Annotated in this window: 22 protein-coding genes; 11 read left to right on the top strand and 11 right to left on the bottom strand. The window is 72.9% G+C overall.

The window, feature by feature from the left end; all coding sequences use genetic code 11:
* Positions 1–274: 274 nt before the first annotated feature.
* Entirely contained in the window at positions 275–751 is a 477-nt protein-coding gene (locus tag ABEB00_RS19280; protein WP_345621076.1) for a GNAT family N-acetyltransferase, read from the bottom strand.
* Between the two features lie 67 nt (positions 752–818).
* On the opposite strand from ABEB00_RS19280, the gene ABEB00_RS19275 reads away from it, so the two are divergent.
* Positions 819–1625: an exodeoxyribonuclease III gene (locus ABEB00_RS19275; protein ID WP_345621075.1), complete on the top strand. Its 807-nt coding sequence runs from the start codon at positions 819–821 to the stop codon at positions 1623–1625.
* A gap of 13 nt (positions 1626–1638) precedes the next feature.
* Here ABEB00_RS19275 and ABEB00_RS19270 read toward each other — a convergent pair whose 3' ends face one another.
* A complete protein-coding gene (locus ABEB00_RS19270; protein ID WP_345621074.1) occupies positions 1639–2418 on the bottom strand; it encodes a MerR family transcriptional regulator in 780 nt (259 codons plus the stop codon).
* Positions 2419–2550: 132 nt separating this feature from the next.
* On the opposite strand from ABEB00_RS19270, the gene ABEB00_RS19265 reads away from it, so the two are divergent.
* The 4 genes from ABEB00_RS19265 (at position 2551) to ABEB00_RS19250 (ending at position 6309) form a co-directional block, all read left to right on the top strand.
* On the top strand, positions 2551–4113 hold the full coding sequence (locus ABEB00_RS19265) for a flavin-containing monooxygenase (protein ID WP_345621073.1): 1563 nt from the start codon (positions 2551–2553) through the stop codon (positions 4111–4113).
* Positions 4110–5108, top strand: coding sequence for an alpha/beta fold hydrolase (locus ABEB00_RS19260; protein WP_345621072.1), 999 nt, complete (start codon positions 4110–4112; stop codon positions 5106–5108). The genes ABEB00_RS19265 and ABEB00_RS19260 overlap by 4 nt, the downstream gene beginning before the upstream one ends.
* Entirely contained in the window at positions 5105–5989 is an 885-nt protein-coding gene (locus ABEB00_RS19255; RefSeq protein ID WP_345621071.1) for an SDR family oxidoreductase, read from the top strand. Before ABEB00_RS19260 ends, ABEB00_RS19255 begins: the two co-directional genes overlap by 4 nt.
* A gap of 89 nt (positions 5990–6078) precedes the next feature.
* Positions 6079–6309, top strand: a complete 231-nt coding sequence (locus ABEB00_RS19250; RefSeq protein ID WP_345621070.1) for a hypothetical protein — start codon at positions 6079–6081, stop codon at positions 6307–6309.
* A gap of 77 nt (positions 6310–6386) precedes the next feature.
* On the opposite strand, the gene ABEB00_RS19245 is transcribed toward ABEB00_RS19250, so the two are convergent.
* Positions 6387–9839, bottom strand: coding sequence for a S41 family peptidase (locus tag ABEB00_RS19245; protein WP_345621087.1), 3453 nt, complete (start codon positions 9837–9839; stop codon positions 6387–6389).
* Between the two features lie 255 nt (positions 9840–10094).
* Here ABEB00_RS19245 and ABEB00_RS19240 point away from each other — a divergent pair, with 255 nt between their 5' ends.
* From ABEB00_RS19240 to ABEB00_RS19215, 5 genes are all read left to right on the top strand, one after another.
* Positions 10095–10694, top strand: coding sequence for a TetR/AcrR family transcriptional regulator (locus ABEB00_RS19240; protein WP_345621069.1), 600 nt, complete (start codon positions 10095–10097; stop codon positions 10692–10694).
* Positions 10695–10796: 102 nt separating this feature from the next.
* Entirely contained in the window at positions 10797–13067 is a 2271-nt protein-coding gene (locus tag ABEB00_RS19235) for an MMPL family transporter (protein ID WP_345621068.1), read from the top strand.
* A 152-nt stretch (positions 13068–13219) separates the two neighbouring features.
* Entirely contained in the window at positions 13220–13729 is a 510-nt protein-coding gene (locus ABEB00_RS19230) for a YbaK/EbsC family protein (protein ID WP_345621066.1), read from the top strand.
* Between the two features lie 185 nt (positions 13730–13914).
* Positions 13915–14442, top strand: a complete 528-nt coding sequence (locus ABEB00_RS19220; protein ID WP_345621065.1) for a GNAT family N-acetyltransferase — start codon at positions 13915–13917, stop codon at positions 14440–14442.
* 80 nt (positions 14443–14522) lie between these two features.
* Entirely contained in the window at positions 14523–14798 is a 276-nt protein-coding gene (locus tag ABEB00_RS19215) for a DUF1876 domain-containing protein (protein ID WP_345621064.1), read from the top strand.
* Between the two features lie 21 nt (positions 14799–14819).
* Here ABEB00_RS19215 and ABEB00_RS19210 read toward each other — a convergent pair whose 3' ends face one another.
* The 4 genes from ABEB00_RS19210 to ABEB00_RS19195 form a co-directional block, all read right to left on the bottom strand.
* Positions 14820–15989 (bottom strand): serine hydrolase domain-containing protein, encoded by a 1170-nt coding sequence (locus tag ABEB00_RS19210; RefSeq protein ID WP_345621063.1) that lies wholly within the window; start codon positions 15987–15989, stop codon positions 14820–14822.
* Positions 15990–16084: 95 nt separating this feature from the next.
* On the bottom strand, positions 16085–16879 hold the full coding sequence (locus ABEB00_RS19205; protein ID WP_345621062.1) for an energy-coupling factor ABC transporter ATP-binding protein: 795 nt from the start codon (positions 16877–16879) through the stop codon (positions 16085–16087).
* Positions 16867–17658 carry a cobalt ECF transporter T component CbiQ gene (cbiQ, locus tag ABEB00_RS19200; protein WP_345621061.1) on the bottom strand — a complete coding sequence of 264 codons (792 nt, stop codon included), beginning with the start codon at positions 17656–17658 and terminating at the stop codon, positions 16867–16869. The genes ABEB00_RS19205 and cbiQ overlap by 13 nt, the downstream gene beginning before the upstream one ends.
* On the bottom strand, positions 17658–18716 hold the full coding sequence (locus ABEB00_RS19195; RefSeq protein WP_345621060.1) for an energy-coupling factor ABC transporter permease: 1059 nt from the start codon (positions 18714–18716) through the stop codon (positions 17658–17660). Before ABEB00_RS19195 ends, cbiQ begins: the two co-directional genes overlap by 1 nt.
* A gap of 201 nt (positions 18717–18917) precedes the next feature.
* Here ABEB00_RS19195 and ABEB00_RS19190 point away from each other — a divergent pair, with 201 nt between their 5' ends.
* Positions 18918–19370 carry an SsgA family sporulation/cell division regulator gene (locus tag ABEB00_RS19190; protein WP_345621059.1) on the top strand — a complete coding sequence of 151 codons (453 nt, stop codon included), beginning with the start codon at positions 18918–18920 and terminating at the stop codon, positions 19368–19370.
* Positions 19371–19415: 45 nt separating this feature from the next.
* On the opposite strand, the gene ABEB00_RS19185 is transcribed toward ABEB00_RS19190, so the two are convergent.
* The 4 genes from ABEB00_RS19185 to ABEB00_RS19170 all read right to left on the bottom strand — a co-directional run bounded on the left by ABEB00_RS19185 (position 19416) and on the right by ABEB00_RS19170 (position 26909).
* Positions 19416–21086: a penicillin-binding transpeptidase domain-containing protein gene (locus ABEB00_RS19185; protein ID WP_345621058.1), complete on the bottom strand. Its 1671-nt coding sequence runs from the start codon at positions 21084–21086 to the stop codon at positions 19416–19418.
* Between the two features lie 76 nt (positions 21087–21162).
* A complete protein-coding gene (locus ABEB00_RS19180; RefSeq protein WP_345621057.1) occupies positions 21163–22800 on the bottom strand; it encodes a penicillin-binding transpeptidase domain-containing protein in 1638 nt (545 codons plus the stop codon).
* A 191-nt stretch (positions 22801–22991) separates the two neighbouring features.
* Positions 22992–25007 carry a pentapeptide repeat-containing protein gene (locus ABEB00_RS19175; protein WP_345621056.1) on the bottom strand — a complete coding sequence of 672 codons (2016 nt, stop codon included), beginning with the start codon at positions 25005–25007 and terminating at the stop codon, positions 22992–22994.
* 147 nt (positions 25008–25154) lie between these two features.
* Positions 25155–26909: a dolichyl-phosphate-mannose--protein mannosyltransferase gene (locus tag ABEB00_RS19170; RefSeq protein ID WP_345621055.1), complete on the bottom strand. Its 1755-nt coding sequence runs from the start codon at positions 26907–26909 to the stop codon at positions 25155–25157.
* Positions 26910–26942 lie beyond the last annotated feature (33 nt).

Genomic DNA, 26942 nt, shown 5'->3' with positions numbered 1-26942 from the left:
GCTTCTCCGCTGCTGGTCAGACCCACTCGTGAACACCCCACCGCGACAACTGCTCGCGAAGCAGTTGAGAGAATCCCGTCCGATCGGATAGATCGGGCGGGATTCTTCGTTGTGGTGAAGCACTGCGGTGAAGCACTGTGGTGAAGCCCGTGGTGATGCCCCGTCACCTTCAGGGCCGTCGCGGCGCTCGTCCCGCCGAGGCCATCGCCGTGACCGCGCGGAGTCCGGGCCGCCCGCTTCTCCGGCGGTCCGGACTCCGCCGCTCCGGTGTCCGCTACAGCTTCTTGGCGTAGTTCAGGCTGTCCTCGTGGAAGCGGTAGTAGCCGAACTTCTCGCACGGTTCGTAGCCGCTGGAGGTGTACAGGGCGACGGCCTCGGGCTGCTTGGTGCCGGTCTCCAGGATCATGCGGATGCGGCCCGCGGCGCGGGCGTCCTCCTCCAGGGCGGCGAGGATGCGGCGGGCCAGGCCGCGGCCGCGCATCTGCTCGATCACGAACATCCGCTTCAGCTCGGCGTCCCCGTCCCGGTACCCCTCTTCGTCGGTCTCCCGGGAACGCCAGCCGCCGGTGGCGACCGGGACGCCCGCCTCGTCGTAGGCGATGAGGTAGAGGCCGTTCGGCGGCGCGAAGTCCGACGGCTGGAGGTAGGTGGCGTCGCCGTCGTCGCCGTAGCGGACGGCGTACTCGGCCTGTACCTCGTCGTTGAGCTTCATGGCGTCGGGGTGGTCGAAGGGCACCCGGCGTATGTCCATTGTTCCTACCGTATGTCAAGGTGAATCTGGGACGGGACAGCGTCCAGTGTGCCGGTATCGTGCCGGGATGTTCACCGTGACCTCCGTCAACGTCAATGGCCTGCGTGCCGCCGCGAAGAAGGGTTTCGTGCCGTGGCTCGCCGCCACCGAGGCCGACGTGCTCTGTCTCCAGGAGGTGCGGGCCGAACCGGACCAACTGCCGGACGAGGTCCGCGCCCCCGAGGGCTGGCACGTCACGCACGCTCCCGCCGCCGCGAAGGGCCGGGCCGGCGTCTCCCTCTACACCCGCCGTGAGCCGGACCGCGTCCGGGTCGGCTTCGGCTCCGCGGAGTTCGACGGCGGCGGCCGGTACGTGGAGGCGGACCTGCCCGGTGTGACGATCGCCTCCCTCTATCTGCCCTCCGGCGAGGTGGGCACCGAGCGCCAGGACGAGAAGGTCCGCTTCATGGACGAGTTCCTCGGCCACCTCAAGGGACTGCGCGAGCGGGCCGCCGCCGACGGGCGCGAGGTCGTCGTCTGCGGCGACTGGAACATCGCCCACCGCGAGGCCGACCTGAAGAACTGGCGCGCCAACCGGAAGAACTCCGGCTTCCTCCCCGAGGAGCGGGCGTGGCTGAGCCGCGTCCTGGACCCGGCCGACGGCGGCTACGTCGACGTGGTGCGGGCGCTGCACCCGCAGGCGGAGGGGCCGTATGCGTGGTGGTCGTACCGGGGGAGGGCCTTCGACAACGACGCGGGCTGGCGGATCGACCTCCAGGTGGCGACGCCCGGGCTCGCGGCCACCGCCGTCAAGGGTTACGTCGAGCGCGCCGCCACGCACGCCGAGCGGTGGTCCGACCACGCGCCGGTGACGGTGGTCTACGACCGGTCCTGAGGGGCGGGCCGCTCTACGGCCTCTCTGGCGGCCTCTTCGGCGACTCCTCCGGCGGCCTCTCCGGCGATTTCTCCGGCCGCCCCTCCGGCCGCCCCTCCGGCGGCCCGTCCGCGATCCTCTCCGAGGGCCCTTGCCGAAGGCCGGCCTCGGCCTGTTGTTCCCGTAGTTTCCGGTCCAGGGCCAGTGAGAGTTCCGCCTCCACCACGCTGCGGGCCAGGGGGCGCAGGCGGGGGAGGTCATCAGGGGCCGCGTGGCGCAGGACCAGGTCGGCGAAGAGGGCGGCCAGGGCGTCGGCGTGGGCGCGGACGCGTCCGCCCGCGCCGAGGACCTCGGCGAGCGGGACGCCCTCGCGGACCAGGGCCGAGGAGGCGTCCAGCAGCCGGCGGCTTATGTGGACGACCTCGTCGCCGTCGATGCCGAGATAGCCCAGCTCCATCGCGGCGGCGAGGTTCTCCGGGGTGTCCTGGCCCTCGAAGCGGGCGGCGAGTTCCTCGGGGGTGAGGCGGACCGGGATCTCCTCGGTGGGCTCGCCCAGGCCCAGCAGGTCGCCGACGTCGCGGCCGTGGTCGAAGGCGTCGGCCAGCTCCGCGATGCCGTTCAGGGTGTGGCCGCGTTCCAGCAGGGCGGAGATCGTGCGCAACCGGGCCAGGTGATGGTCGTCGTACCAGGCGATACGGCCCTCGCGGCGGGGCGGCGGGATCAGTTTGCGTTCCCGGTAGAAGCGCAGGGTGCGCACCGTGATGCCGGCCTGCCGGGCCAGTTCCTCCATGCGGTATTCACACTTCTCGGTCACGCCCCGACCTTACGGCGTACCGCCGGTAACTTTCCTTCGCCCGACCCCTACCCATCGGTAGCCGCCTCCTCTACGCTCCCCATTGCGCCAGTGTTCACTGGCGGAGTCAAGGCGATGCGTGGAGGCGTCGGGATGGCCGAGCACAAGCATGTACGGGTGGCGGTGGTCGGATCCGGGTTCGGCGGGCTGGGTGCCGCGGTGCGGCTGCGCCGCGAGGGGATCACCGACTTCGTCGTCCTGGAACGGGCCGGCAGCGTAGGGGGGACCTGGCGGGACAACAGCTACCCCGGGTGCGCCTGCGACGTACCGTCACACCTCTACTCCTTCTCCTTCGCGCCGCACCCGGACTGGCCGCGCGCCTTCTCCGGCCAGCGGCACATCCGCGCCTATCTGGAGCGGGTCGCCGACACCTTCGGGCTCCGCCCCCACCTCCGCTTCGACTCCGAGGTGCGGCGGATGACCTGGGACGCCGAGAAGTTCCGGTGGGAGATAGAGACGGCGAGCGGCAACCTCTCCGCCGACGTCGTCGTCTCCGCCACCGGTCCGCTCTCCGACCCGAAGGTCCCGGACATCCCGGGCCTGGACACCTTCCCCGGGAAGGTCTTCCACTCGGCCCGCTGGGACCACGACTACGACCTCACCGGCAAGCGCGTCGCCATGATCGGCACCGGCGCCTCCGCCATCCAGATCGTCCCGGCGATCCAGCCGAAGGCCGGCCGCCTCACCCTCTTCCAGCGCACCCCGGCCTGGGTGATGCCGCGCATGGACCGGGCGATCAGCGGCGCCGAGCGCCTGCTGCACCGCGCGGTCCCCGCCACCACCAAGCTCCGCCGGGGCCTGCTGTGGGGCATGCGGGAACTCCAGGTGCAGGCGTTCACCAAGCACCCCGAGGAACTCGGCTTCGTCGAGAAGATCGCCAAGCTGAACATGGCCCGCGCGGTCAAGGACCCGGCGCTGCGCGCCAAGCTCACCCCCGACTACCGCATCGGCTGCAAGCGCATCCTGCTGTCCAGCGAGTACTACCCGGCGCTCGCCCAGCCCAATGTGGACGTGGTCGCGAGCGGCCTCAGCGAGGTCCGCGGCTCGACCCTGGTCGCCGCCGACGGCACCGAGACCGAGGCCGACGCGATCATCTTCGGCACCGGCTTCCACGTCACCGACATGCCCATCGCCGAGCGGGTGGTGGGCGCCGACGGGCACACCCTCGCCGAGACCTGGAAGGGCGGCATGGAGGCGCTGCGCGGCGCGACGGCGGCCGGCTTCCCCAACTTCATGACGGTCATCGGGCCCAACACCGGCCTCGGCAACTCCTCGATGATCCTCATGATCGAGTCCCAGCTCAACTACCTCGCCGACTACCTGCGCCAGCTCCACGTGCTCGGCGGCCGGGTCGCCCTCGACGCCCGCCCTGCCGCCGTCGAGTCCTGGAACCACATGGTGCAGGAGCGGATGAAGCGCACGGTGTGGAACACCGGCGGCTGCACGAGCTGGTACCTGGACGCCAGCGGCCGCAACACCACCGTCTGGCCCGGCACCACCGCCGAGTTCCGGCGCGCGACGCGCCGCGTGGATTTGGCGGAGTACGAGGTGCTGCGCCCGGCCGCGACCGACCACCCGTCCTCGACCGGGGGCCGGAGCGTGGCCGGGAGCCCGTCCGCCGGGGCCGGGAAGAGCGGCGCGGAGGTGGGCGCGTGAGCCGTCTCCTCGCCACCGCCTCCGGCGCGTACGCCCCGCCCGCCCCCGCCCGGGAGCTGACCGCCGTCTCCGCCGACGGCGCCCGGCTGCACGTCGAGGTGCACGGCTCGGACGGCGCCCCCGCGGTCGTCCTCGCCCACGGCTGGACCTGCTCGACCGCCTTCTGGGCGGCGCAGATCCGCGCCCTCGCCACCGACCACCGGGTCATCGCCTACGACCAGCGCGGCCACGGCCGCAGCCCGGCGAGCCCCGCCTGCTCCACCGACGCCCTCGCCGACGACCTCGAAGCGGTCCTCGCGGCCACCCTCGCGCCCGGCGAACGGGCCGTGCTCGCCGGTCACTCCATGGGCGGGATGACCGTACTGGCCGCCGCCGCCCGCCCGGCGGTGCGCGCGCACGTCGCCGCGGTCCTGCTCTGCTCCACGGGCAGTTCGAAGCTGGTCGCCTCGGCCACGGTGCTGCCGCTGCGGCCGGGACCGTTGCGGACCTGGCTCACCCGCCGCGTCCTCGGCTCCCGGGCGCCGCTCGGACCGGTCACGCCCGCCGCCCGGCGGGTCCTCAAGTACGGCACCATGGGCCCGGGTTCGGCCCCCGACATGGTCGAGGCGTGCGCCCGGATCGTGCACGCCTGCCCGCGCGGGGTGCGCCACGCCTGGTCGCGGGTGCTCGACCTGCTCGACCTCGACCACGGCATACCGGAGCTGACCGCGCCGGTGGAGGTGGTCGTCGGCACCGCCGACCGGCTGACCCCGCCGGTGCACGCCCGCGCGCTGGCCGCCGCGCTGCCCCACCTCGTCGGCCTCACCGAACTGCCCGGAGTCGGCCACATGACGCCGCTGGAGGCCCCGGACCTGGTCACCGGCAAGATACGCACGCTCGCGGACACCTACCTGTCCGCGCCCGCCTCCGCTTCCACACAGTCCGCTTCCACACAGTCCGCTTCCACACGATCCGCTTCGACACAGACCGCCGTACCGGCCGAGGAGAACGCATGAGCAGGGTGAACCTGGAAGGACGGGTCGCCGTCATCACCGGAGCCGCGCGCGGCGTCGGGGAACTGCTGGCCCGCAAGCTCTCCGCGCGCGGGGTGAAGGTGGCGCTCGTCGGCCTGGAGCCGGACGGGCTGAAGCAGGTCGCCGCCAAGCTGCACAGCGACAGCGAGATCTGGCACGCCGACGTCACCGACCAGGACGCGATGACCCGGGTCGCGGGCGAGGTGAAGGACCGGTTCGGCAAGATCGACATAGTGGTGGCCAACGCCGGTGTCGCCACCGGCGGGCCGTTCGCCGACTCCGACCACGAGGCGTGGCGCCGGGTGATCGAGGTCAACCTGATCGGCTCGGCCGTCACCGCCCGCGCCTTCCTGCCCGCCCTCTTCGAGACCCGCGGCTACCTGCTCCAGGTCGCCTCGCTCGCCGCGCTCACCCCGGCGCCGATGATGTCCGCCTACTGCGCCTCCAAGTCGGGCGTGGAGGCGTACGCGCACAGCCTGCGCGCCGAGGTCGGGCACCGCGGGGTGCGGGTCGGCGTCGGCTACCTGTCCTGGACCGACACCGACATGGTGCGCGGCGCCGACCGGGACGACGTGATGCGGGAGCTGCGGCAGCGGCTGCCGTGGCCGACGAACAAGACGTACCCGCTGGGCCCCGCCGTGGACCGGTTCGTGGAGGGCATCGAGCGCCGGTCGAGCCATGTCTACGCGCAGTGGTGGCTGCGCGGCATGCAGAGCGTGCGCGGCTACCTGCCGACGGTCATCGGCGCGGTCGGGCAGCGGGAGATGCGGCGGTTCGCGGGCCGGCTGGACGGCATGCGGGTCGGGCTGGTCGGAGCGGGCGGCGCGGCCGACGAACAGCAGCGGACCACGCTCCGTAACTGATCGACATGCGCAGGGTCACCGCCCGTGTGAATCTGATCGGGCCCGGCCACTTCACCGGCCGGAACCGACTCACCCAGGAGTGAACCCACATGGGTATCAAGGACCAGTTCCAGGAGAAGTCCGAGCGGCTGCGGGACCAGGGCCGGCCCGAGGCCGACCAGGCCAGGGACCGCCTGCAGCAGGAGCGCGGCCGTCGTCGGGACGACGACGGCCCGGAGCAGCCGGCCCGCCGCGAGGCCGACGACCGCTTCGACACGGACTTCGACCGCGATCGCAACCGCGACCGGGACCGCGACCGGGACCGCGACAGCAACCGCTGACGCGAGACGCCGTCGAGCGGTCAGGGGCGCCCCTCCGGTGACGGAGGGGCGCCCCTTCCCTCTGTCCGGTCACTACCTCAGTTCTCGCGGGATTCGCGGGATTCGCGGGGCTTCCGGGGTGGCAGCGGCGGACGGGAGCGGTCCGGTACGTCGTCCAGGCCGGGCGGGGTGGCGGGCGGGCCGGCCGCCAGCAGCTCCAGGGCGATCCGGACCGCCTCGTCCAGCACCGGACAGCGGCCCTCGGCCCAGTCCAGCGGGGTGCGCAGGACGGGTACGTCGGGGTCGACGCCCCGGTTCTCCACCGACCAGCCGTAGGCGTCGAACCAGGCCGCGTTCATCGGCACCGTGATCACCGTGCCGTCGCCCAGGCCGTGCCGCCCGGTGATGCCGACCACCCCGCCCCAGGTGCGCTGCCCCACCACCGGCCCGAGCCGCAGCAGCTTGAACGCCGCCGTGATCATGTCGCCGTCGGAGGACGTCGCCTCGTCCGCGAGCGCGACGACCGGCCCGCGCGGCGCGTTCGAGGTGTACGACACCGGCTGCGCGTCCCGGGTCAGGTCCCAGCCCAGGATGGTGCGGGTCAGCTTCTCCAGGACCAGTTCGCTGATGTGCCCGCCCGCGTTGCCGCGCACGTCCACCAGGAGCGCCGGCCGGGAGACCTCCAGGCGCAGGTCGCGGTTGAACTGCGCCCAGCCCGAGCCGCCCAGGTCCGGGATGTGCAGATAGCCGCAGCGGCCGCCGCTCAGCTCCCGTACCAGCGCGCGGCGTTTGGCCACCCAGTCCTGGTAGCGCAGCGGCCGGTCGTCGACGAGCGGGACCACGGCGACGCGGCGGGGCGGCCCGCTGCCCTCGCCCGGCGCGAAGGCCAGCTCCACGGTCGTACCGCCCGCCCCGGCCAGCAGCGGGTACGGGCCCGTGACCGGGTCCACCGGGCGGCCGCCGACGTGGGTGAGGACCGCCCCCTCGCGGACGCCGGTGCCGGCCAGCGGGGAACGGGCCCTGGAGTCCGAGGAGTCGCCGGGCAGGATGCGTTTCACCACCCAGCGGCCGTCCCGGCAGACGAAGTCGGCGCCGAGCAGGCCTTGGCGGCGCCGGTAGTGGGCCGGGCCCTCGTTGCGGCGGGCGGCGGTGACGTAGGCGTGCGAGGTGCCCAGTTCGCCGAGGACCTCCCGCAGCAGGTCGGCGAAGTCGTCCGGGGAGGCGACCCGGTCCACCAGCGGGCGGTACTGGGCCAGCACCGCGTCCCAGTCCACCCCGCACATGCCGGGGTCCCAGAAGTGGGCGCGGATCAGCCGGCCGGCCTCCTCGTACGCCTGGCGCCACTCGGCACCCGGGTCGACCTCGTGCAGGATGCGGCGCAGGTCGATCCAGGTGGTGCTGTCGCCGTCGCCGGGCTCGGCGGCGGGCACGGCGCGCACCTCGTCCTCGTCCAGCACGACGAGGCGGGTGCCGTCGCCGCTGACCGCGAACCAGTCCAGGTGGTCGACGAGTTCGGACTTGCGGGCCTTGGCGAGGTCGAAGTGCTCCAGGGTGGGCCGCTCGCTGGGGTCGGCGGGGTTGGCGAAGGTCTCACCGAGGGCGCCGGAGATCGGCCAGCGCAGCCAGACCAGTCCACCGCCCGCTACCGGGTGCAGCGCGGAGTACTTGGAGGCGGTGACCGGGAACGGCGTCACCCGGCTGGCCAGCCCCTCGACCTCGACGGTCACCGCGGGGCCCGCGCCGGTCACCGCGGGCCCCTCGCCGGACGCCTCCTCGACCGGGTCCAGGCCCCCGGCGGCCGGGCGGCCCTCCGGGTTCAGCGCGAAGGGCGAGGGGGTCGCCGAGGAGAGGGGGACCAGGTAGGGGCGGCAGCCGAGCGGGAAGGAGAGGTCACCGGTGTGGACGTCGTACACCGGGTCGAAACCGCGCCAGGAGAGGAAGGCGAGGTAGCGGCCGTCGCGGGTGAAGACCGGGTTCTCGTCCTCGAACCGGCCGTCGGTGACGTCCACGACGACCGGGGCGTCCCGCCCGGTGATCCGGGCGATCCTGATCTGGCGCAGGGAGCGGCCGACGCCGGGATGGGACCAGGCCAGCCAGGTCCCGTCCGGGGAGAAGGCGAGGTCGCGCACGGGGCCGTTGCCGGACCGGATCAACTCGGTGACCTCGTCCCCGGGGGCCCCGCCGTCGGGAACCGTGTCCGTGTCGCTGCCGGGGACCGCGTCCACGTCGCTGCCGGGAACCGTGCCCGCCTCGGCGTCGGGGACCAGGCCCGCCTCACCGTCGGGGACCAGGCCCGCCTCGCCCTCGGAGACCTCGTCCGCGGGGACGGAGAGCAGCAGCAGCCGGCCGTCGTGGGAGGCGACGGCGAGGCGTTCGCCCCGCGGGTCCGCGACCAGCTCCAGCACCCGGCCGAGCCTGCCGGGGGCCGTCCGCCGGGGCGCGCGGCACCCCGTGGCCCGGGGCAGGTGGGAGATCTCGACGGCGTCCTCGCCGTCGGCGTCGGTGACGTAGGCGATCCGGCCGCTTCCCCCGAGCATCTCCGGCAGCCGCACCCGTACCCCCGGGGTGTCGGCGAGGGTGCGGGCGGGGCCGTCGCGGTGGGTGAGCCAGTACAGGCTGCCGCGGACGACGACCGCGCTGCCGCGGCCCGTCTCGTCCACCGAGACGCCGCCCACGTGCTGGGCGGCGGGCACCTGGTACGTACGCCGTCCCGCGCGCGGCCCGTCCAGCCGGACGTCGAGCCGGCGTGGCACCGAGCCGGCCGACAGGTCGTCGACCAGCCACAGGTCGCCCGCGCACTGGTAGACCACCCGGGTCCCGTCGCTCGCGGCGTGCCGGGCGTAGCAGGCGTCGTGGTCGGTGTGGCGGCGCAGGTCCGCGCCGTCGTACGCGCACGAGTAGAGGTTGCCGACACCTTCGTGGTCGGAGAGGAAGGCGATCCGGCCGCCGGCGAACAGGGGGGAGTCGAGGTGGCCGCCGAGGCCGGGGAGCAGGCGCCGGCCGTGCAGCCAGAGCCGGCCCGTGGCGCCGCCCCGGTAGCGCTTCCAGGCGGCGGGCTCGTGCGGCGGGGCGCCGGTGAGCAGCAGGGTCCGCCGCTCCCCGTCGAGGTCGGCGGCCTGGAGGTCGCAGACCGGTCCCCAGGGCAGTTTGCGGCCCGGGTCGCCGTCGGGGGAGATCTTGTATGCCCAGGTCAGGTGGGAGAAGGGCTCGCCCTGGGAGGTGACGGCGAGGACGGCGGTGGTGCCGTCCGGCTCGGGCGGGGACCAGCCGCGGACGCGGGTGTCGAGGTTGCCCCAGTGGGTGAGCCGCCGGCCCGGCCCGCCCGCGACCGGCACCAGGTGGACCTCCGGGACGAGACCGCGCCAGCTCGTGTACGCCACCTGCCGGCCGTCCGGCGAGAAGCGGGGGTGCCCGGCCTTGGCCCGGTCGACGGTGAGCCGCCAGGCACGGCCCGGGCCGTCCAGCGGCGCGAGCCAGAGGTCGTCCTCGGCCACGAAGCAGAGCAGGTCGGCGTGGAGGTGGGGCAGGCGCAGATAGCTCACTCTCCCCATGCTTTTCCGGGGTCGGGGCACCAGCAACTCGTGCGACTCGTACAGGTGCCCGGTGCGGCCCGGGAAGGCGCTCATGGTGACGGTCCTCCGCTTACGGAGAGCTGACAACCGTGACGCACGACACGTACGAAACAGTTTCGTTTCGCTTAGGGGATGAGATACATTCATCACGTACGCACCCGGTGGCGTCCTCGGTCGATCCCGGGGGCGTTCCCGGGATCAGTTCCGCGGTTCGAGCCAGGAAGGGGCGGGGAGATGGCCGAGGTCGCGACGGTGCGCCGCAGCCGCATCACCCCCGAGCGCGAGGCCGAGCTGTACGCGGCCGTGCTCGACCTGCTCCGCGAAGTCGGTTACGACGCCCTCACCATGGACGCCGTGGCGGCCCGCACCCGCTCCAGCAAGGCCACGCTCTACCGCCAGTGGGGCGGCAAGGCCGAGCTGGTGGTCAAGGCCATCCGGCACGACAAACCCGGCGAGATCGGCGACATCGACACCGGCACGCTCCGCGGCGACCTGCACGCCCTGCTGGCCCGCGAGGACGACTGCGCCATGGAACGGAACTCCGCGCTGATGCGGGGTGTCGCCATGGCCCTCCACCAGAACCCGGACCTGCGTCAGGCGTTCCGGGAACAGCTCATCGAACCCGAGACGGCGGAGTTCCAGCGGGTGCTGCGACGCGCCGTCGACCGCGGCGAGATCAGACCGGACTGTCCGGCGCTGGACTTCCTCGTCCACATGATGGTCGGCGGCTTCGCCACCCGTACCCTCCTCGACGAGCAGCCGCCGACGCGTGCCTTCCTCACCTCCTACATCGACGCCGTGATCCTCCCCGCACTCGGCGTCACCACCACCTGACACGTCCCCCTCGCAAGGCCCCACCTGACGTCACCGCTCACGTCGCCGGGCTGATCACCCCTGCCCCGAAACACCCCACGACCTGACCGGGAGTACGCCCTCGTGGCCACGTTCCTCTACAAACTCGGCCGGCTCGCCTTCCGGCGACGGCACTTCGTCGCCCTGATATGGGTGGCGCTGCTGACCCTCGCCGGTGTCGGCGCGGCCAGCGCCCCGCCCGCCGGCTCCACCTCGTTCTCCATCCCCGGCACCGAAGCGCAGAAAGCTTTCGACCTGCTGGAACAGCGCTTCCCGGGCCAGAGCGCCGACGGGGCCACGGCCCGTGTCGTCTTCAAGGCGCCGGCCGGCGAGAAGATGACGGACGCCGACCACAAGGCCACCGTCGAGAAGGCTGTCGGCACGCTGTCCGACGGCTCCGAGGTCGCCTCGGTCGCCGACCCCTACCAGGGCAAGGCCGTCAGCAAGGACGGCACGGTCGCGTACGCGTCGGTGAAGTACGACGTCTCCGGCATGGAACTGGCGGAGACCACCAAGGACGCCCTGGAGGACACCGCCCAGCAGGCGCGGGACGCCGGGCTGACCGTCGAGGTCGGCGGTGACGCGCTCTCCGCGGTGCCGCACACCGGCGCCACCGAGGTCATCGGCATCGCGGTCGCCGCCGTCGTCCTCGTCATCACCTTCGGTTCGCTGGTCGCCGCCGGACTGCCGCTGCTCACCGCGCTCATCGGCGTCGGCATCGGCGTCTCCTCCATCACCGCCCTGGCCAGCGCCCTGGAACTGGGCTCCACCACCTCCATCCTGGCGATGATGATCGGCCTCGCGGTCGGTATCGACTACGCCCTGTTCATCGTCTCCCGCTACCGCGCGGAACTCGCCGAGGGCCGGGAGCGCGAGGAGGCCGCCGGCCGGGCGGTCGGCACCGCGGGCTCCGCGGTGGTCTTCGCCGGCCTCACGGTCGTCATCGCCCTGGTGGGCCTCGCCGTCGTCAACATCCCGATGCTGACCAAGATGGGCATCGCGGCGGCGGCCACGGTCGCCATCGCGGTCCTGATCGCCCTCACCCTGGTCCCGGCGCTGCTCGGGTACGCGGGCCGCAGGGTCAAGCCGGCCGGCGCGAAGGGCAGGTTCCGCGGGCGCAAGGCCGCCGGGAACCAGGCCGGTTCCGGGAGCCAGGCCGGTTCCGGGAACCAGTCCGCCGGGAACCAGTCCGCCGGGCCCGCGAAGCCCAATATGGGCACCCGCTGGGCGCGGTTCGTCGTCCGCCGCCCGCTGGCCGTCCTCCTCCTCGGAGTCATCGGCCTCGGCGCCGCCGCGATCCCCGCCGCCTCCCTCGAACTCGGCCTGCCCGACGACGGCTCCCAGCCCACCGACACCACCCAGCGCCGCGCCTACGACCTCCTGTCGGAGGGCTTCGGGGCGGGCTTCAACGGCCCGCTGATGGTCGTGGTGGACGCCAAGGGCAGCGACGACGCGAAGGCCGCGTTCACCGCGGTGTCGGACGAGATCAAGGGCCTGGACGGCGTCGTCACGGTGACCCCGCCCGCACCCAACAAGGCGGGTGACACGGCGACCATCACCGTCATCCCCGACTCCAAGCCGTCCTCCGTCGCCACCGAGGACCTGGTGCACGGCATCCGCGACGCGGGCGCCGACGTCCGGGCCGACACCGGCGCCGAGACCCTGGTCACCGGCTCCACGGCGATGAACATCGACGTCAGCCAGAAACTCAACGACGCGCTGATCCCGTACCTGATCCTGGTCGTCGGCCTGGCCTTCCTCCTGCTGATCGTCGTCTTCCGCTCGATCCTGGTCCCGCTGAAGGCCGCCCTCGGCTTCCTGCTCAGCGTGCTGGCCGCGCTCGGCGCCGTCGTCGCGGTCTTCCAGTGGGGCTGGTTCTCCGGCCTGATGGGCGTCGAGGAGACCGGCCCGGTCATGTCGATGATGCCGATCTTCATGGTCGGCGTGGTCTTCGGCCTCGCCATGGACTACGAGGTCTTCCTCGTGACCCGGATGCGCGAGGCGTACGTCCACGGCGAGAAGCCCGCCGAGGCGATCATCACCGGGTTCAAGCACGGCGCCCGGGTCGTCACCGCCGCCGCGGTCATCATGATGGCGGTCTTCGCCGGCTTCATCGGCTCCAGCGAGGCGATGGTCAAGATGATCGGCTTCGGCCTGGCGATCGCGGTCTTCTTCGACGCGTTCGTCGTCCGCATGGCCTTGGTCCCGGCGGTGCTCGCGCTGCTCGACAAGCGGGCCTGGTGGCTGCCGAAGTGGCTCGACCGCGCCCTGCCCAACGTGGACGTCGAGGGCGAGGGCCTGAAGAAACTGTCCGACGCCCGGGACGACGAGGACAAGGAACTGGCACGCGCCTGACGCGTCGCGTCCTTCCTGAGAAAGACCGCCGGTGAGGGCTCCGTGGGGACGGGGCAGCCCTCACCGGCTTTCTCCGTCTTCTCCGTCCCGGCTCATGCCCGGAGCCGAAACCCGCTCGCCCGCCTCACGTACGCACCACTACCCTGCCCCGCATGACGACGACGCCCGACGGTTCCTCCGCAGCCCACCCCCGTTTCGCCGAGGCGCTCGGCGCGCTAGGTCTGGACGGTCTCACCTCGCGGGTGCGGCGCTTCCCGGAGGCGACCCGTACCGCCGCCGAGGCCGCCGCCGCGGTCGGGTGCGAGCTGAGCCAGATCTGCAAGTCGCTGATCTTCGCGGCGGACGGCGTCCCCGTGCTGGTGCTCGTGGACGGCGCCTCCCGCGTCGACGTGGAGCGGGTCCGGGAGGAACTCGGCGCCGAGAAGGTCACCCGGGCCAAGGCCGACGTCGTACGGGAGACCACCGGGTACGCCATCGGCGGCGTGCCGCCCTTCGGGCACCGCACGCGCACCCGCGTCCTCGCCGACCGCTCGCTGCTCGCCCACGACCTCGTCTGGGCCGCCGCCGGCACCCCGTACGCCGTCTTCCCGATGGCGCCGAGGGAACTGGTCGTCCATGCCGGCGCCACCCTGGTGGACGTGCGCGAGCGGCAGCCGTCGTGACGCCACTGGCCGGAGCAGGCCACGCACACCGCGGCCACCGTCTTCACGATCATGGACGGCGTCCCGCTTCCTGGACGGATGCGCACCCTGACCGGAGACTTTCACCGAGACCTGCCCAGGCCGGCGCCGGCCACGTCGTACGCCCGTGACTGGGCAGACCGTATGCGGGATGAAGGGAGTCGAGCGTGACCAGAGCGATCGACCTGCGGCATTACGGCCGGGGAAGCCTTCCGGCGGGCTTCAGGCAGATGCTGATCGACGTGCACGCCGACGCCTACGCCGATGCGATGGACGACGCGTTCAACCGGCGATTCCCCTGGTTCGTCGACCACTGGTCAGGAACGGACGGCTTCACCTGCGTCGTCGCCTTCGACGCAGACGAGCCGACCGGCTTCGCCTACGGCGCCTTGCTCCAGCCGGGCCGCGAATGGTGGCGCTCCACCGACTTCGAACCGGACGAAGGCTCCACGGCGACATACGCCGTTTCCGAGGTCATGGTGCGCCCGCGGTGGCGGAAGCAAGGCATCTCGGATCGTCTGCACGAAGCGCTGTTGAAGGAGCGCGGCGAGGACCTTGCCGTACTCCTGGTGGACGTGACGCACCCGAAGGTGCGGAAACTGTACGAGACGTGGGGCTACGAGAAGGTGGGCGAGCGGCAGCCGTTCGCCGACTCCCCTGTCTACGCGGTCATGGTGAAGAGGCTGCACCCCTGAACGAACCGGCCTGGATGCGCCCCGCGCCCCCGAGGAGCACCCTGGGAGGAGGGCTTTCGGGAGTTCGGGAGGTGAACGTCATGACGCACACCACCGTGGGGTGGCACGTCGAGCTGGAGTTCTCGGAGGACGACCAGCACACGCGGGCGGTCGCGATGGTGCGGTTGCCCGACGGCAGCGAGGAGCGGGCGCACGGGCACGCCAGCCGGCACCGCGTGGACGCGCGGCAGCCGCGCGTCGGTGAGGAGATCGCCGGGGCGCGGGCGCTGAACGAACTGGCGATGCGGCTGCTGACCAAGGCGCACGAGGAGATCGACGAGGTGTCGGGGAGGGTGTCCCACCCGATCCACGTCTGACACCCGGACGCGCGCCGCGCCTCAGGCCGTCTCCAGGACCGCCCGTACCGCCTTCACCAGCGCCTGGGCCCGGGGGTCGGCCGTCACCGTCCGGCGGAAGCCGTTGGTGACGTAGCCGAAGGCGATGCCCGACTCGGGGTCGGCGAAGCCGAGGGAGCCGCCGCGGCCCGGGTGGCCGAAGGAGGCGGGGGAGAGCAGCGGGGACGCGCCGCCGTGCAGCATGTAGCCGAGGCCGAAGCGGGTGGGGACGACCAGGACGCGGTCGGGGCCCGCGGACTCCTCCGTCCGGGCCAGCTCCGCGGTCGCCGCGTCGAACAGCCGGACGCCGTCCACCTCGCCGATCAGCCCGGCGTAGAACCGGGCCAGCCCGTCGGCGGTCGCGATGCCCCCGGCGGCGGGGAGCGCCGCCGCCCGGTAGGCCGGGGTGTTCTGGTCGGCGGCGGGCGTGATCGCGGCGAAGGCGCGGCGGGTGAGGGACGCGGGGTCCTCGTAGGCGGCGGTGACCGCCCGCTTGGGGCGCACGCGCAGACCGCCGGCCGGTTCGGGGGCGGTGAGCGGACCGACCCGCCCGGCCCGTCCGGCGGCTTCCTCCGCGGCCGGCAGCCCCAGCCACAGGTCCAGGCCCAGCGGGCGGGCGATCTCGTCGGCGATCCACTCACCGGTGCCCCGGCCGGTCACCCGGCGCACCAGTCCGTCCAGCAGCCAGCCGTACGTCAGCGCGTGGTAGCCGTGGTCGGTGCCCGGCTCCCAGACCGGGGACTGCGCGGCGACGGCCTCGATGCCGCGCCGCGGGTCGAGGGCCTCCCCGGGCGTCAGCGGCCGGTCGAGCAGGGGCAGCCCGGCCCGGTGGTTCAGCACGTGCCGGACCAGCACCCGTTCCTTGCCGTGCGCCTTGAACCCGGGCCAGTACGCCCCCACCGGCGCGTCCAGGTCCAGTGCGCCGCGCAGGTGCAGCAGGAGCGGTACGGCGGCGGCGACGCCCTTGGTCGCCGAGCGCACCACCTGGGCGGTGCCCCGCTCCCAGGGCGCGGTGCCGTCGATGTCCCGCACGCCGCCCCACAGGTCGACGACCCGGCGGCCGTCCCGGTAGACGGCGACGGCGGCGCCCCGGTCGCCCAGGGCGGTGAAGTTCCGTACGAACGCGTCCCTGACCGGTTCGAACCCCTCGGCCACTGTGCCGTGCACGTCCACGTCCGCCGTCCCTCTCCACTCGCACCCGTCGGGTGCGCTCGCCCGCTACAGCGCGTGCAACAGCCGCCGGGCGGGCCGGATTCCTCAGCGGCGCGTCATGTGCGCGTCGTCACGGAGCGCGGGTCGAAGCCGAAGGGGAGTTCCAGGCGGTGGGCGGCCATCAGTTCCTCGTCGCAGAGCAGGTCGGCGGTCGGGCCGTCCGCCGCGATCACGCCCTCGCTGAGGACCAGGGAGCGGGGGCAGAGCTGGAGGGCGTACGGCAGGTCGTGCGTGACCATCAGGACCGTCACGTCCAGGGAGAGCAGGATGTCGGCGAGTTCGCGGCGGGAGGCCGGGTCCAGGTTGGAGGACGGCTCGTCCAGCACCAGGATCTCCGGCTCCATGGCGAGTACGGTCGCCACCGCCACCCGGCGCCGCTGGCCGAACGAGAGGTGGTGCGGGGGCCGGTCCCGGAACGCGCCCATGCCGACCAGGCCCAGCGCCCGGTCCACCCGCTGCTCCAGCTCCGGGCCCGTCACTCCGGCCGCCGCCGGTCCGAACGCCACGTCCTCGCGCACGGTCGGCATGAAGAGCTGGTCGTCGGGGTCCTGGAAGACGATCCCGACCCGGCGCCGGATCTCCGCCATGTGCCGCTTGCCCACCGGCAGCCCGGCGACCTCGACCGTGCCGGCGCCGCCGGTCAGGATGCCGTTCAGGTGCAGGACCAGAGTCGTCTTGCCGGCGCCGTTCGGACCGAGCAGGGCGACCCGCTCCCCGCGCGCGACCGAGAAGTCGACGCCGAAGAGGGCCTGGTGCCCGTCGGGGTAGGCGAAGGCGAGGCCGGAGACCTTCAGGGAGGCAGGGGCGGCGGGGGTCGCGGGGGATGCGGGGGTCGCGGTCACAGGGTCCATCCCAGCAGACAGACGAGCAGCGCCGCGCACGGGAGGGTCAGCGCGGCGGACCACTGGGTCCGGGAGGCGGTCACCTCGTCGATGACCGGCATGGAACCGGCGTAGCCGCGGCTGATCATGGCCAGGTGGACGCGTTCGCCGCGCTCGTAGGAGCGGATGAAGAGCGCGCCCGCCGACTTGGCGAGGACACCCCAGTGCCGTACACCGCTCGCCTCGAAGCCGCGCGACTCCCGGGCGATCCGCATCCGCCGCATCTCGTCGGCGATCACATCGCCGTACCGGATCATGAAGGAGGCGATCTGCACCAGCAGCGGCGGGAGCTTCAGGCGCTGCAGGCCGAGGAGCAGTTCGCGCAGTTCGGTGGTGGAGGCCAGCAGGACCGAGGCGGCGACGCCCAGGGTGCCCTTGGCCAGCACGTTCCACGCGCCCCACAGGCCGTTGACGCTCAGCGACAGGCCCAGCGCCTCGACCCGCTCGCCCTCCGCGACGAACGGCATCAGCACCGCGAACGCGACGAACGGGACCTCGATCAGCAGCCGCTTGAGCAGGAACCCGGCCGGGACGCGGGCCGCGTACGCCACGGCCGCGAGCAGGACGGCGTACAGGCCGAACGCCCACATCGCCTCGCGCGGGGTGGAGACCACGACCACCACGAAGCCGAAGACGGCGGCGAGTTTGGTGTGCGGCGGCAGAGCGTGCACGGCGGAGTGTCCGTGCCGGTAGAGCCGGTGGGCGCCCGCACCGCTGAACGCGTGCGAGGTACCCCCGTCCGCGCCCATCAGGCGCTCGTGGAACTGGCGCTCGTGGAACCGGGCGAGACGTCGTCGGTACGGCGCCTGCGCACCGCCCAGAACACCGCGCTGCCCGCGACGACCGTGACGCCGACGCCGATCACGCCCGCGAGGCCGCCGGAGAGCCGGGCGTCCGTGACGTCCTCGACGCCGTAGTCGGCGAGCGGGGAGTCGGCGTTCGCGTGCTCCTCGGCCTTGCTGTCGATGCCCTTGTCGGCGGCGACCTTCTCCAGACCGTCGGGGCTGGCGGAGGCGTAGAAGCTGACGAAGCCGGCCAGCACGAGCGAGGTCACCAGGCCGGTGATCCACAGCTTGCGGTGGGAGCGGGCGGCGACCGGGACCGGGGCGGGCGCGGCGGCGTCGACCAGTTCGCCGCCGACCCGCAGCTTCAGCCGCTGCTCCAGGCCGCGGGCGCCGTACACCAGGTCCGGGCGGACGGCGATGACGGCGCCGACGGTCAGCGCGGTGATCACGGCCTCGCCGATGCCGATCAGGACGTGCACGCCGATCATGGCGGTGGCGACCTTGCCGAGGGAGACGTCGGTGGTGCCGCCGATCCAGTACAGGAAGGTGAAGGCGACGGCGGCGGCCGGGACGGAGACGAGCGCGGCGACGAAGGAGGCGACGGTCACCGTGCGGCGGGTGCGCGGCAGCACCTTCACCAGGCCCCGGAAGAGCGCGTAGGCGACGACCGTCGTGACGATGGCCATGTCGGTGATGTTGACGCCGAGGGCGGTGAGGCCGCCGTCCGCGAAGAGGATGCCCTGCATGAGCAGGACCACGGAGACGCAGAGGACCCCGGTGAAGGGGCCCACGAGTATCGCGGCGAGCGCCCCGCCGAGCAGATGGCCGCTGGTCCCCGCCGCGACGGGGAAGTTCAGCATCTGCACGGCGAAGATGAACGCCGCGACGAGGCCGGCCAGCGGGGCCGTCCGCTCGTCCAGCTCGCGGCGCGCGCCGCGCAGGCTGACCGCGACGGCGGCCGCCGCGACGACACCGGTGACCGCGGAGGTCGGGGCGTTGATGAATCCGTCAGGTACGTGCACCTCTCGATGATAGGGAGCAGTTGCGACCTCTATGCAAGAGCGAGGTAAAAGCTGACCTCACATGTGATGTCTCGCCCGAAGGGCGCGTTTCGTGGAATATGCGACATTGGAGTGGAAGGGAGTGGGAGGGAGCGGGGGAGTGGGGTGGGACGCGGAGTCCGCGGAGTCCTGTCCAGGTCGCGCAGTGTGAGGTGCCGTCCGATGCCTGTGATCGAGCAGTACGCACGAGTCCACGTCCTCACCGACGCGGACGCCCCGGACGAGGACTGCGGCGGCCGGAGCCTGCCGGTGAAGCTGCGCTACGACCCCGGGGCCGACCCCCGGTCGGTGTGCGTCGCGCTGCCGGGCACCGGGCCGGCGTCCGGGAACGGCGTCCGCGAGTGGGCCTTCCCCCGCGAACTGCTGGAACGGGGGCTGCGCGCGGCGGCCGGGACGGGCGCGATCCGGGTGTGGCCGTGCGGCCGGGTGCAGACCGTGGTCGAGTTCCACTCCGGTTCCGGCGGTTCCAGCGGTTCCGGGCGGGGGTGCTCGGTGGTCCAGTTCGAGACGAAGACGCTGCTGCGCTTCCTGGGGCTGACGTACGCGGCGGAGACGGCGGCGGCTCACGCGGAACCGGAACCGGAAACGGTGACGGCGACGGTGGCTCCGCGCTGAGGCGGGCGGGAGCGCCGGGGCGGGCGCCCGCCCCGGCGTGGTCCGTCAGCCGCCCGCCTTCAGCAGCGCCGCCACGATCGGCCCCGCGGTGTCCCCGCCGTGGCCGCCCGCCTGCACCACGGCCGCCGCGGCGAGATCGTCGCGGTAGGCGGTGAACCAGCCGTTCGGCTTCTTCTGGCCGTCCACCTCGGCCGAGCCGGTCTTCGCCCCGGTGTCGCCGGGAACCCCGGCCATCGCCTCGGCCGCCGTGCCGTAGTCCGCGGTGTACGCCATCAGCTCCCGCAGTTGCGCCAGCGTGCCGGCGGACATCTTCCGCGAGGCGGTGGCGAGGGTGCGGCCGTCCACCGACGGAGCGACCAGGTACGGCTGGTGGAAGGCGCCGGACCGGACCGTCGCCGACACCGACGCCATGTTCAGCGGGTTCATCCGGACCCCGCCCTGCCCGATGAGGGACGCGGCCTTCTGGGCGGCGCTCTGCACCGGCACCGCCCCGTCGAAGGACGGCACGCCGATCGCCCAGTCGTCGCGGCCGAGACCGAAGACCTCCTGGGCCTGCCGGGTCAGGTCGTCGTCCGCGAGCTTGCCGGCCCGGCTGATGAAGGCGGTGTTGCAGGAGCGCGCGAAGCTCGCCTTGAACGTGCCGCCCTTGATCGAGAACTTGTCGTCGTTCTGGAACTTCCAGCCGCCGTAGCTGGAGTACTTCGGGCACGGGTGCGGCTTGTCGGCGGAGGCCAGGCCCTTCTCGATCAGCAGCGAGGAGGTGAGGACCTTCATCGTGGAGCCGGGCGCCAGCGAACCCTGGAAGCCGGTGTTGAAGCCGTGGCCGCTGTTGGCGACCGCGAGGATCTCGCCGGTCGACGCCCGGGTCAGGACCACCGAGGACCGCGCCCGCCGCGCCACCTGCTTCTCGGCGGCGGCCTGCAGAGCGGGGTCCAGCGTGGTCTTCACGGTGCCCGGCGTGCCCTCGCTCAGCTCCAGCAGCGTCTTGTCGGAGAGCTTCTTCGCCTTCGACGCCTTGCCGCGCACCACGCGCAGTTCCACGCCGGCCGTGCCGCCGGCCCGCTTGCCGTACTTCTCCCGCAGCCCGTCCAGGACCGTGCCGAGCGAGGGGTACTTCGCGGCCGTGAGCGCGCCGCCGTCGCGGTCCACCGCCTCGATGGGCGGGTCCCCGGCCTCCCCGGTGACGAGCCGGTCGCCCTCCGCCAGGTCCGGGTGGAGGACGGCGGGCGTCCAGTCGACCCGCGGCTCCCCGTCGCCGTCCCGGCGCACGACGGTCAGCGCGCTGTCGTAGGCGAGCGGCGCGCGCGTCCTGTCGTGGACCACGGTCGCCTTGACGGAGAACGGGACCTTCGCGCCGACGGGGGTGCCCGGGGTGAGGGTGAGGCCCTCGGTACGGGCGTCCTTGCCGTAGGCGGTGAGCAGGGCCTTCGCGGGGGCGGCGGCGTCGGTGGCCTCGGCCGCCCCGGCGAGTTCGCCGCCCTGCCAGGCGGTGAGGAAGCGCTGGGCGGCCGAGGTCACCTCGGCCGCCGACAGCGGGCCGGTCTTCGCCTTCTTCACCGCGCCGGAGGTGGTGTGCGCCCCGTCGGAGTCCGTCCCGTCACCGGCCAGCGCCCAGGCGCCGACCCCGGCGGCACCGACGACGACCGCGGCGATCACCCCGCCGATCACGGCGGGTCCGGTCTTCCGTCGCTCGGCGACGTGCCTTCTGTTGCCCACTGCTTCCCGTTCCCTCGGTGCCGTCCCGACTGTCAACGACGGCCCTCAGCCTAAAGTCCCGCGCGGGTCCGCCTGTTCAGCTTCCCGCCCGCAGGACGTCCGCCACGATCGGTCCGGCCGCGTCGCCGCCGTGCCCGCCCTGCTCCGTCATGGCCGCCGCCGCGACGTCGTCGCGGAACCCGGTGAACCAACTGTCGGACGTCTCCACGCCGTCGACCTCGGCCGAACCGGTCTTCGCGCCGATGTCGCCGCCCAGCCCCGACATGGCCTGGGCGCCGGTGCCCTGCGTGGCGGTGAGCCGCATCATCTGCTTGAGCTGCGCGGCGGTGTCCGAGGGCAGGCCCTTGGCGACGGCAAGTTCCCGGTCGTCCAGCTCGGTGGAGACCAGGTAGGGCTGGCGGAAGGTGCCGGTGATCGCGGTGGCCGTCACCGAGGCCAGGTTCAGCGGGTTCATCTGGACCTGGCCCTGGCCGATGGCGTTGGCCGCGCGGTCCGGGCCGGCGGAGGCGGGCACCGAACCGTCGAAGGAGACGATGCCGGTCTTCCAGTCGTCCCGGCCGAGACCGAACCGTTCCTCGGCCTCCGCCGTCAGCGAGGCGTCGGTGAGCGGCTCCTCGTCGATGAGCTGGATGAAGGCGGTGTTGCACGAGCGCTGGAAGCTGCCGGCCAGGGTGGCGCCCTCGTCGGGCTGCATGCCGGTGAGGTTCTTGAAGGTCTGGCTCTGCCAGACCGCGCTGTCCCGGCAGGGGGCGGGGCCGTTCATCGAGGTCACGCCGTTGTCGATGAGCATCGCCGCGGTGATGATCTTCATGGTGGAGCCGGGCGCCTTGCGTCCCTCAAAAGCCGCGTTGAAGCCGTCCGCGCGATGGTTGGCGACCGCGAGCACCTCGCCCGTGCTGGGCTTGACCGCCACCACCGACGACTCGTCGTACTGCCCGACCGCCCGCTCGGCCGCCGCCTGCACCCCCGCGCTCAGCGTGGTGCGCAGCTTGCCGGGGACGCCCTCGGCGAGGGTGAGCAGCGGGGTGTCGGCGGCCCCCTCGGCGGTGTGCCGGACCATCAGCTCGACCCCGGACTCACCGCCGGCCTGCTCGCCGTACTTCTCCCGCAGAGTGTCCAGGACCGGGCCGAGCGAGGGGTACTCCTTCTTCGTCAGCACTGTGCCGTCGCGGTCCACGGCCTCGATCGGCGGGCTGGCCGACTCGGTGGTCACCAGCACGTCACCCCGCTGCAGCTCCGGGTGGACGACGGACGGCTGCCAGTCGACCAGCGCCCGCCCGGTGGTCTCCCCGCGCACCACCCGCAGCTCGCTCCGGTACGTGAGCGGCTTGGACTTCCCGTGGTACGACACCTTCGCCCGCACGGTGTACGGCACCGTCGTGCCGGACGCGGTGCGGGTGGCCGTGCCGGGCGTGACCCTGACGTCCCCGATGTGTGCCTCGTCGGCGTACGAGGTGAGCAGCGCGACGGCCGACGCGTCGTCGTTGGTGAATGTCGCCGCAGTCTCCGCCCGCCCCCGCTCCCAGGCCGCGAAGAACTTCCCGGCCGTCTCCTCGGCCTCGTCCGCGCTCGGCGGCCCGGTCTCGGCCGCCGCCCCGCCCGGACCGGTGCCGCCGTCCAGCGCGGACACCACGTTGTAGGCCCCGTACCCGGCGCCGCCCACCATCACGGCGAACACCCCGCCTATGACGGCGACCTTGACCCCCCTGCCCATCGGCAGTCCCCTCCCCGTCCCGCTTCCGCCCGCCTTCGATGGAACACGTTGATTGAACACGTTCGAAAGCGCCGACGGCGGCAGCCTAGTTGCCCGGGGTGACCGGCGGCACGGATGTTTCCGTTTGTTGGCCGAACGGAGATCAGCCGACGGAACGGGAACACCCCGGTACCGGGACGTTCCGCACGCCGTCAGGTGACCGAAGGGCGGCCCCGGGGCAGGACCGCTTGGTCCCAGACGGCCGTCGCCCCGTCCACGCCGGCCAGGTGCGCGTCGGTGAGGTCGGCTCCGGTGAAGTTCGCTCCGTCGACGTCCGCGACCCCCAGACTCCGGGAGTCGTCCTTCGTGAAGTCGGCCTCCCGGAGTGCCGCCCCGGTGAGATCCGCGCCCGTCAACCGGGCCCCGGAGAGGTCCGCGCGCTCCAGGTTGGTCACTGCCCCGTCGTCCCGGTGAAAGAGGCTCGCGTGCGACAGGTTCGCTCCCGACAGGTCCGCGCCCACCAGGACCGCCCCGTCCCACCAGACGCCGCTGAGGTCGGTGCCGATGAACTCGGCCGCGGAGAAGTCCGCGTCACTCAACAGGGCTCCGGACAGGCGGGCACCGTCGAACCAGGCCGATCCGAACTGGCTCAGCCTCAGGTCGGCGTGGGTGAGGTCGGCACCGCGCAGATCCGCGTTGGCGAAGTTCGTCGACGAGATCTCGGCTCCTATGAGGGAGGTGTTCCGTAGGTCTATTCTCGGCATGTCCGCGGCGGACGGCACCCTCCCCAGGACGGAGAGGGCCGCCTGCACATCCTCCGTGGGCCGTGCCTTCTCGTCCTTACGGCGCCGCTCCAGCTCCCGCTTGTTCTTGGGCGTCTTCGCGTGCTCCCTGACGTACGAGCAGAGAACGCCGACCAGGGTCGGCTGTTCGCCGGGGTTCTCCCGCATCATCCGTTCGATGCCGTAGATGCTGCTGACTCTCACGTTGACCGCGTCGTCACCGAGATTGGAGACGGTCTCGTTGTACACGGAGGAGACCTGGTCGCGCTGAGTGAGGTCGAGTGTGTCGCTGGCCTGGCTGATCGTGACGGCGGTGAAGGCCAGTGCCAGCAGGGCGGGTATCGCCGGGAGAGCGGTCGCCGCCGGCATGAGACGCTGCCAGCGGCCCGGGTCGCGCTGAGCCGCGGCGACCGCGTGCTGCGGCTGGGCCGGAACCGGACCGGGAGGGGGCGCGGCGCCGAGTTGCGCCGGTGCGAGCAGTGCGAGCCACCGGCGGGCGTACACGCGGTCCTGCACGGTGGCCAGCAACGCGATCAGGGCGGGCAGCGCGGCCGATCCCTCGCGCAGGTACCGCCCCGATGCCTTGCCCAGGGCCTCGGTCACCTGCGCGGTGTGCTCTTGGAGTTCCGTACGCCGGACGGTGTCCGCCGGGACCCCCGCCGCGGCGAAGTCTTCCAGCGCGGTGCGGAGTTCGCTGACGCGCTCGTCCAGGACGGTGGCTTCCGGAGCGGTGGGGCGCAGCGCGTCGCGGCAGGCCGCCAGCGCCTCCAGGCAGCGAAGATCCGGGGCCTCCTGCTTCAGCCAGGTCCGGAAGCCGGCCGCGGCCGACCGCCTGAGCCGCCAGGCGGCGACCGGCAGCGCCACCGCGACCCCGAGATCGAACCCCGCCTCGAAACCGCTCCACCACGGAAGGAAGGCCGGTTCGCACCCGCGGAACAGCGAGAAGGACCGGCACTCCTCGTCATATCCGGCGAACCATGTGGCCTGGTCGAACGACTCGTAGAAGAGGGTGTCCGTGTCCAGGAGGTCGGACAGCGGTCCCGCCATCGCGTATTCCCAGATCAGGGCCCACGTGCCCAGCGTGACCCCGCACAGCGCGAGAACGAGGGGGACGTACAGCGACCAGACGCGGGAGCCGGCCCGCAGCACCCGTTCCGAGCGGTCCGCCTCCGCCAGATGTCTCCGGAAATCCGCGGCGGGCGTCGTATTGCCCAGGCCCTGGTGGCGCCGCACCGCGGTGGCAGCCCGCAGCCGGCGGCCGACGGCCGCGGTACGGAGGCGGACGAGGCGACGGGGGACCAGCGCGACATGGCGCCCGGTACGCCGGTGGGGGTCGCTGTGGGCGGCGGCCGCCCTGACAACTCGCCAGATTGCCGCCGTCCCGAGACAGGTGAGCACCGCCCCGATCAGCGCGCGTACCCAGTCGGCCCACTCCGTGAAGTCCATCGTGCTCGCTCCGCCCCCGCGGTCACCGGTCCCCGACCGGCCGGAACCGAAGTATGCATGAGCGAGCGCGGGTGCGAGCCCTGGTTTTCCGGATGCGCGCGGCGGTCGCGTCCACGGGACGCGACCGGAGTGCCGGGGGACGGCTGACTAGACCCACGTATCGAGCCACATCCGGGACCGCCAGTCGTCCATCGGGATGGCGGTGCCCGTGTAGATCGGCCAGAAGTAGATGAAGTTCCAGGCGATCAGCAGGACCAGGACGCCCGCCGCCATCGCGCCCGCCGCGCGGCGGGTGTCGCTCGATCCCGGGCGGCCGACGACCGCCCCCAGCAGCATCGCCACCGCGAGGCAGAGGAACGGCAGGAAGACGACGGCGTAGAAGAGGAAGATCGTGCGCTCCTGGTACATGAACCAGGGCAGATAGCCGGCCGCGACGCCGCAGGCGATCGCGCCCGCGCGCCAGTCGCGGCGGAAGAGCCAGCGCCACAGCACGTACAGCAGCGCGAAGCAGCCCACCCACCACAGCAGCGGGGTGCCGAGCGCCAGGACCTCGCGGGCGCACTTCTCGCCCGCGTCCGCCGGGCAGCCGTCCGTGCCGGGCGACGGCGACTCGTAGAAGTAGGAGACCGGGCGGCCCAGGACGATCCAGCTCCACGGGTTGGACTGGTACGTGTGCGGCGAGGTCAGGTGGGTGTGGAACTCCAGCACCTGCGACTCGTAGTGCCACAGGCTGCGCCACCAGTCGGGGAAGAGCCAGGACCAGCCGCTGTCCTTGCCGTCGGTGGCGGCCCAGTCACGGTAGTAGCCGCCGGAGCCGTCGGCGGGGGAGAGGATCCAGGTGGTCCAGGACGCCAGGTAGGTGAGGACCGCGACCGGGACGGTGGCGAGGAAGGCCCAGCCCAGGTCGTGCCTGAGGACGGCCAGCCGCGGGCGGGCGGCGCCGGCCACCCGGCGCGCGCCCACGTCCCACAGGACCGCCAGCACGCAGAACGCCGCCAGGATGTACAGGCCGTTCCACTTGGTGCCGATGGCCAGGCCCAGCATCAGCCCCGCCGCCCAGCGCCACGGCCGCCACCCGATCCGGGTGGTCGCGGCGATGTGCGCGTCCGGGCGGGCCCGGCCGTCGGCGGCGTCCACTGGCAGCGCCGCGGCGAGGCGGGCGCGCGCCCGGTCGCGGTCGACGAGCAGACAGCCGAAGGCGGCCAGGACGAAGAAGACCAGCACGCTGTCCAGGAGCGCGGTCCGGCTCATCACGAAGGCGAGACCGTCCACCGCCATCAGCGCGCCCGCCAGGCAGCCGAGGAAGGTGGAGCGGAACAGGCGGCGCCCGATGCGGCACAGCAGCAGCACCGACAAGGTGCCGAGCAGCGCCGTCATGAACCGCCAGCCGAACGGGCCGAACCCGAAGAGCCACTCACCGGCGCCGATGACGAACTTGCCGACCGGCGGGTGCACGACGTACGCCGCGTCCGTCGGGATCGAGACGTCGCCGCCGGAGTTCAGGACCAGGTCGTTGGCGTTCTTGTCCCAGTTGACCTCGAAACCGCGGTGGATCAGCGCCCACGCGTCCTTGGCGTAGTACGTCTCGTCGAATATCACCGCCTTCGGGCTGCCCAGGTCCCAGAACCGGAGCACCCCCGCCACCAGCGTGACCAGCAGCGGACCGCCCCAGGCCGACCACTTCACCAGCCGGTCCGCCGCGGGGCCGCCGAGGCCCAGGAAGGCCCACAGCCGCGGCCCCGGGCGGGTGTACGGCGGCACCAGCCGGTCGCGGACGTCGCCCTCGGGGACCGCCGGGTGGCCGAAACGGCGCAGCCGCCGCTGCCAGGGGGGCCGCCGCTCGTGCGGTGCCTGGTCCTGCCGGGTGTCCATGGAGTCCATCGACGACGCTGTACTGGTCACCGCGCCATCGTAGGGAACCGGTCTGTGCGAGTC

The organism is Streptomyces ziwulingensis (assembly GCF_039542605.1).
Lineage (GTDB): Bacteria > Actinomycetota > Actinomycetes > Streptomycetales > Streptomycetaceae > Streptomyces > Streptomyces ziwulingensis.
This window is presented reverse-complemented; position numbering and strand designations above follow the sequence as displayed.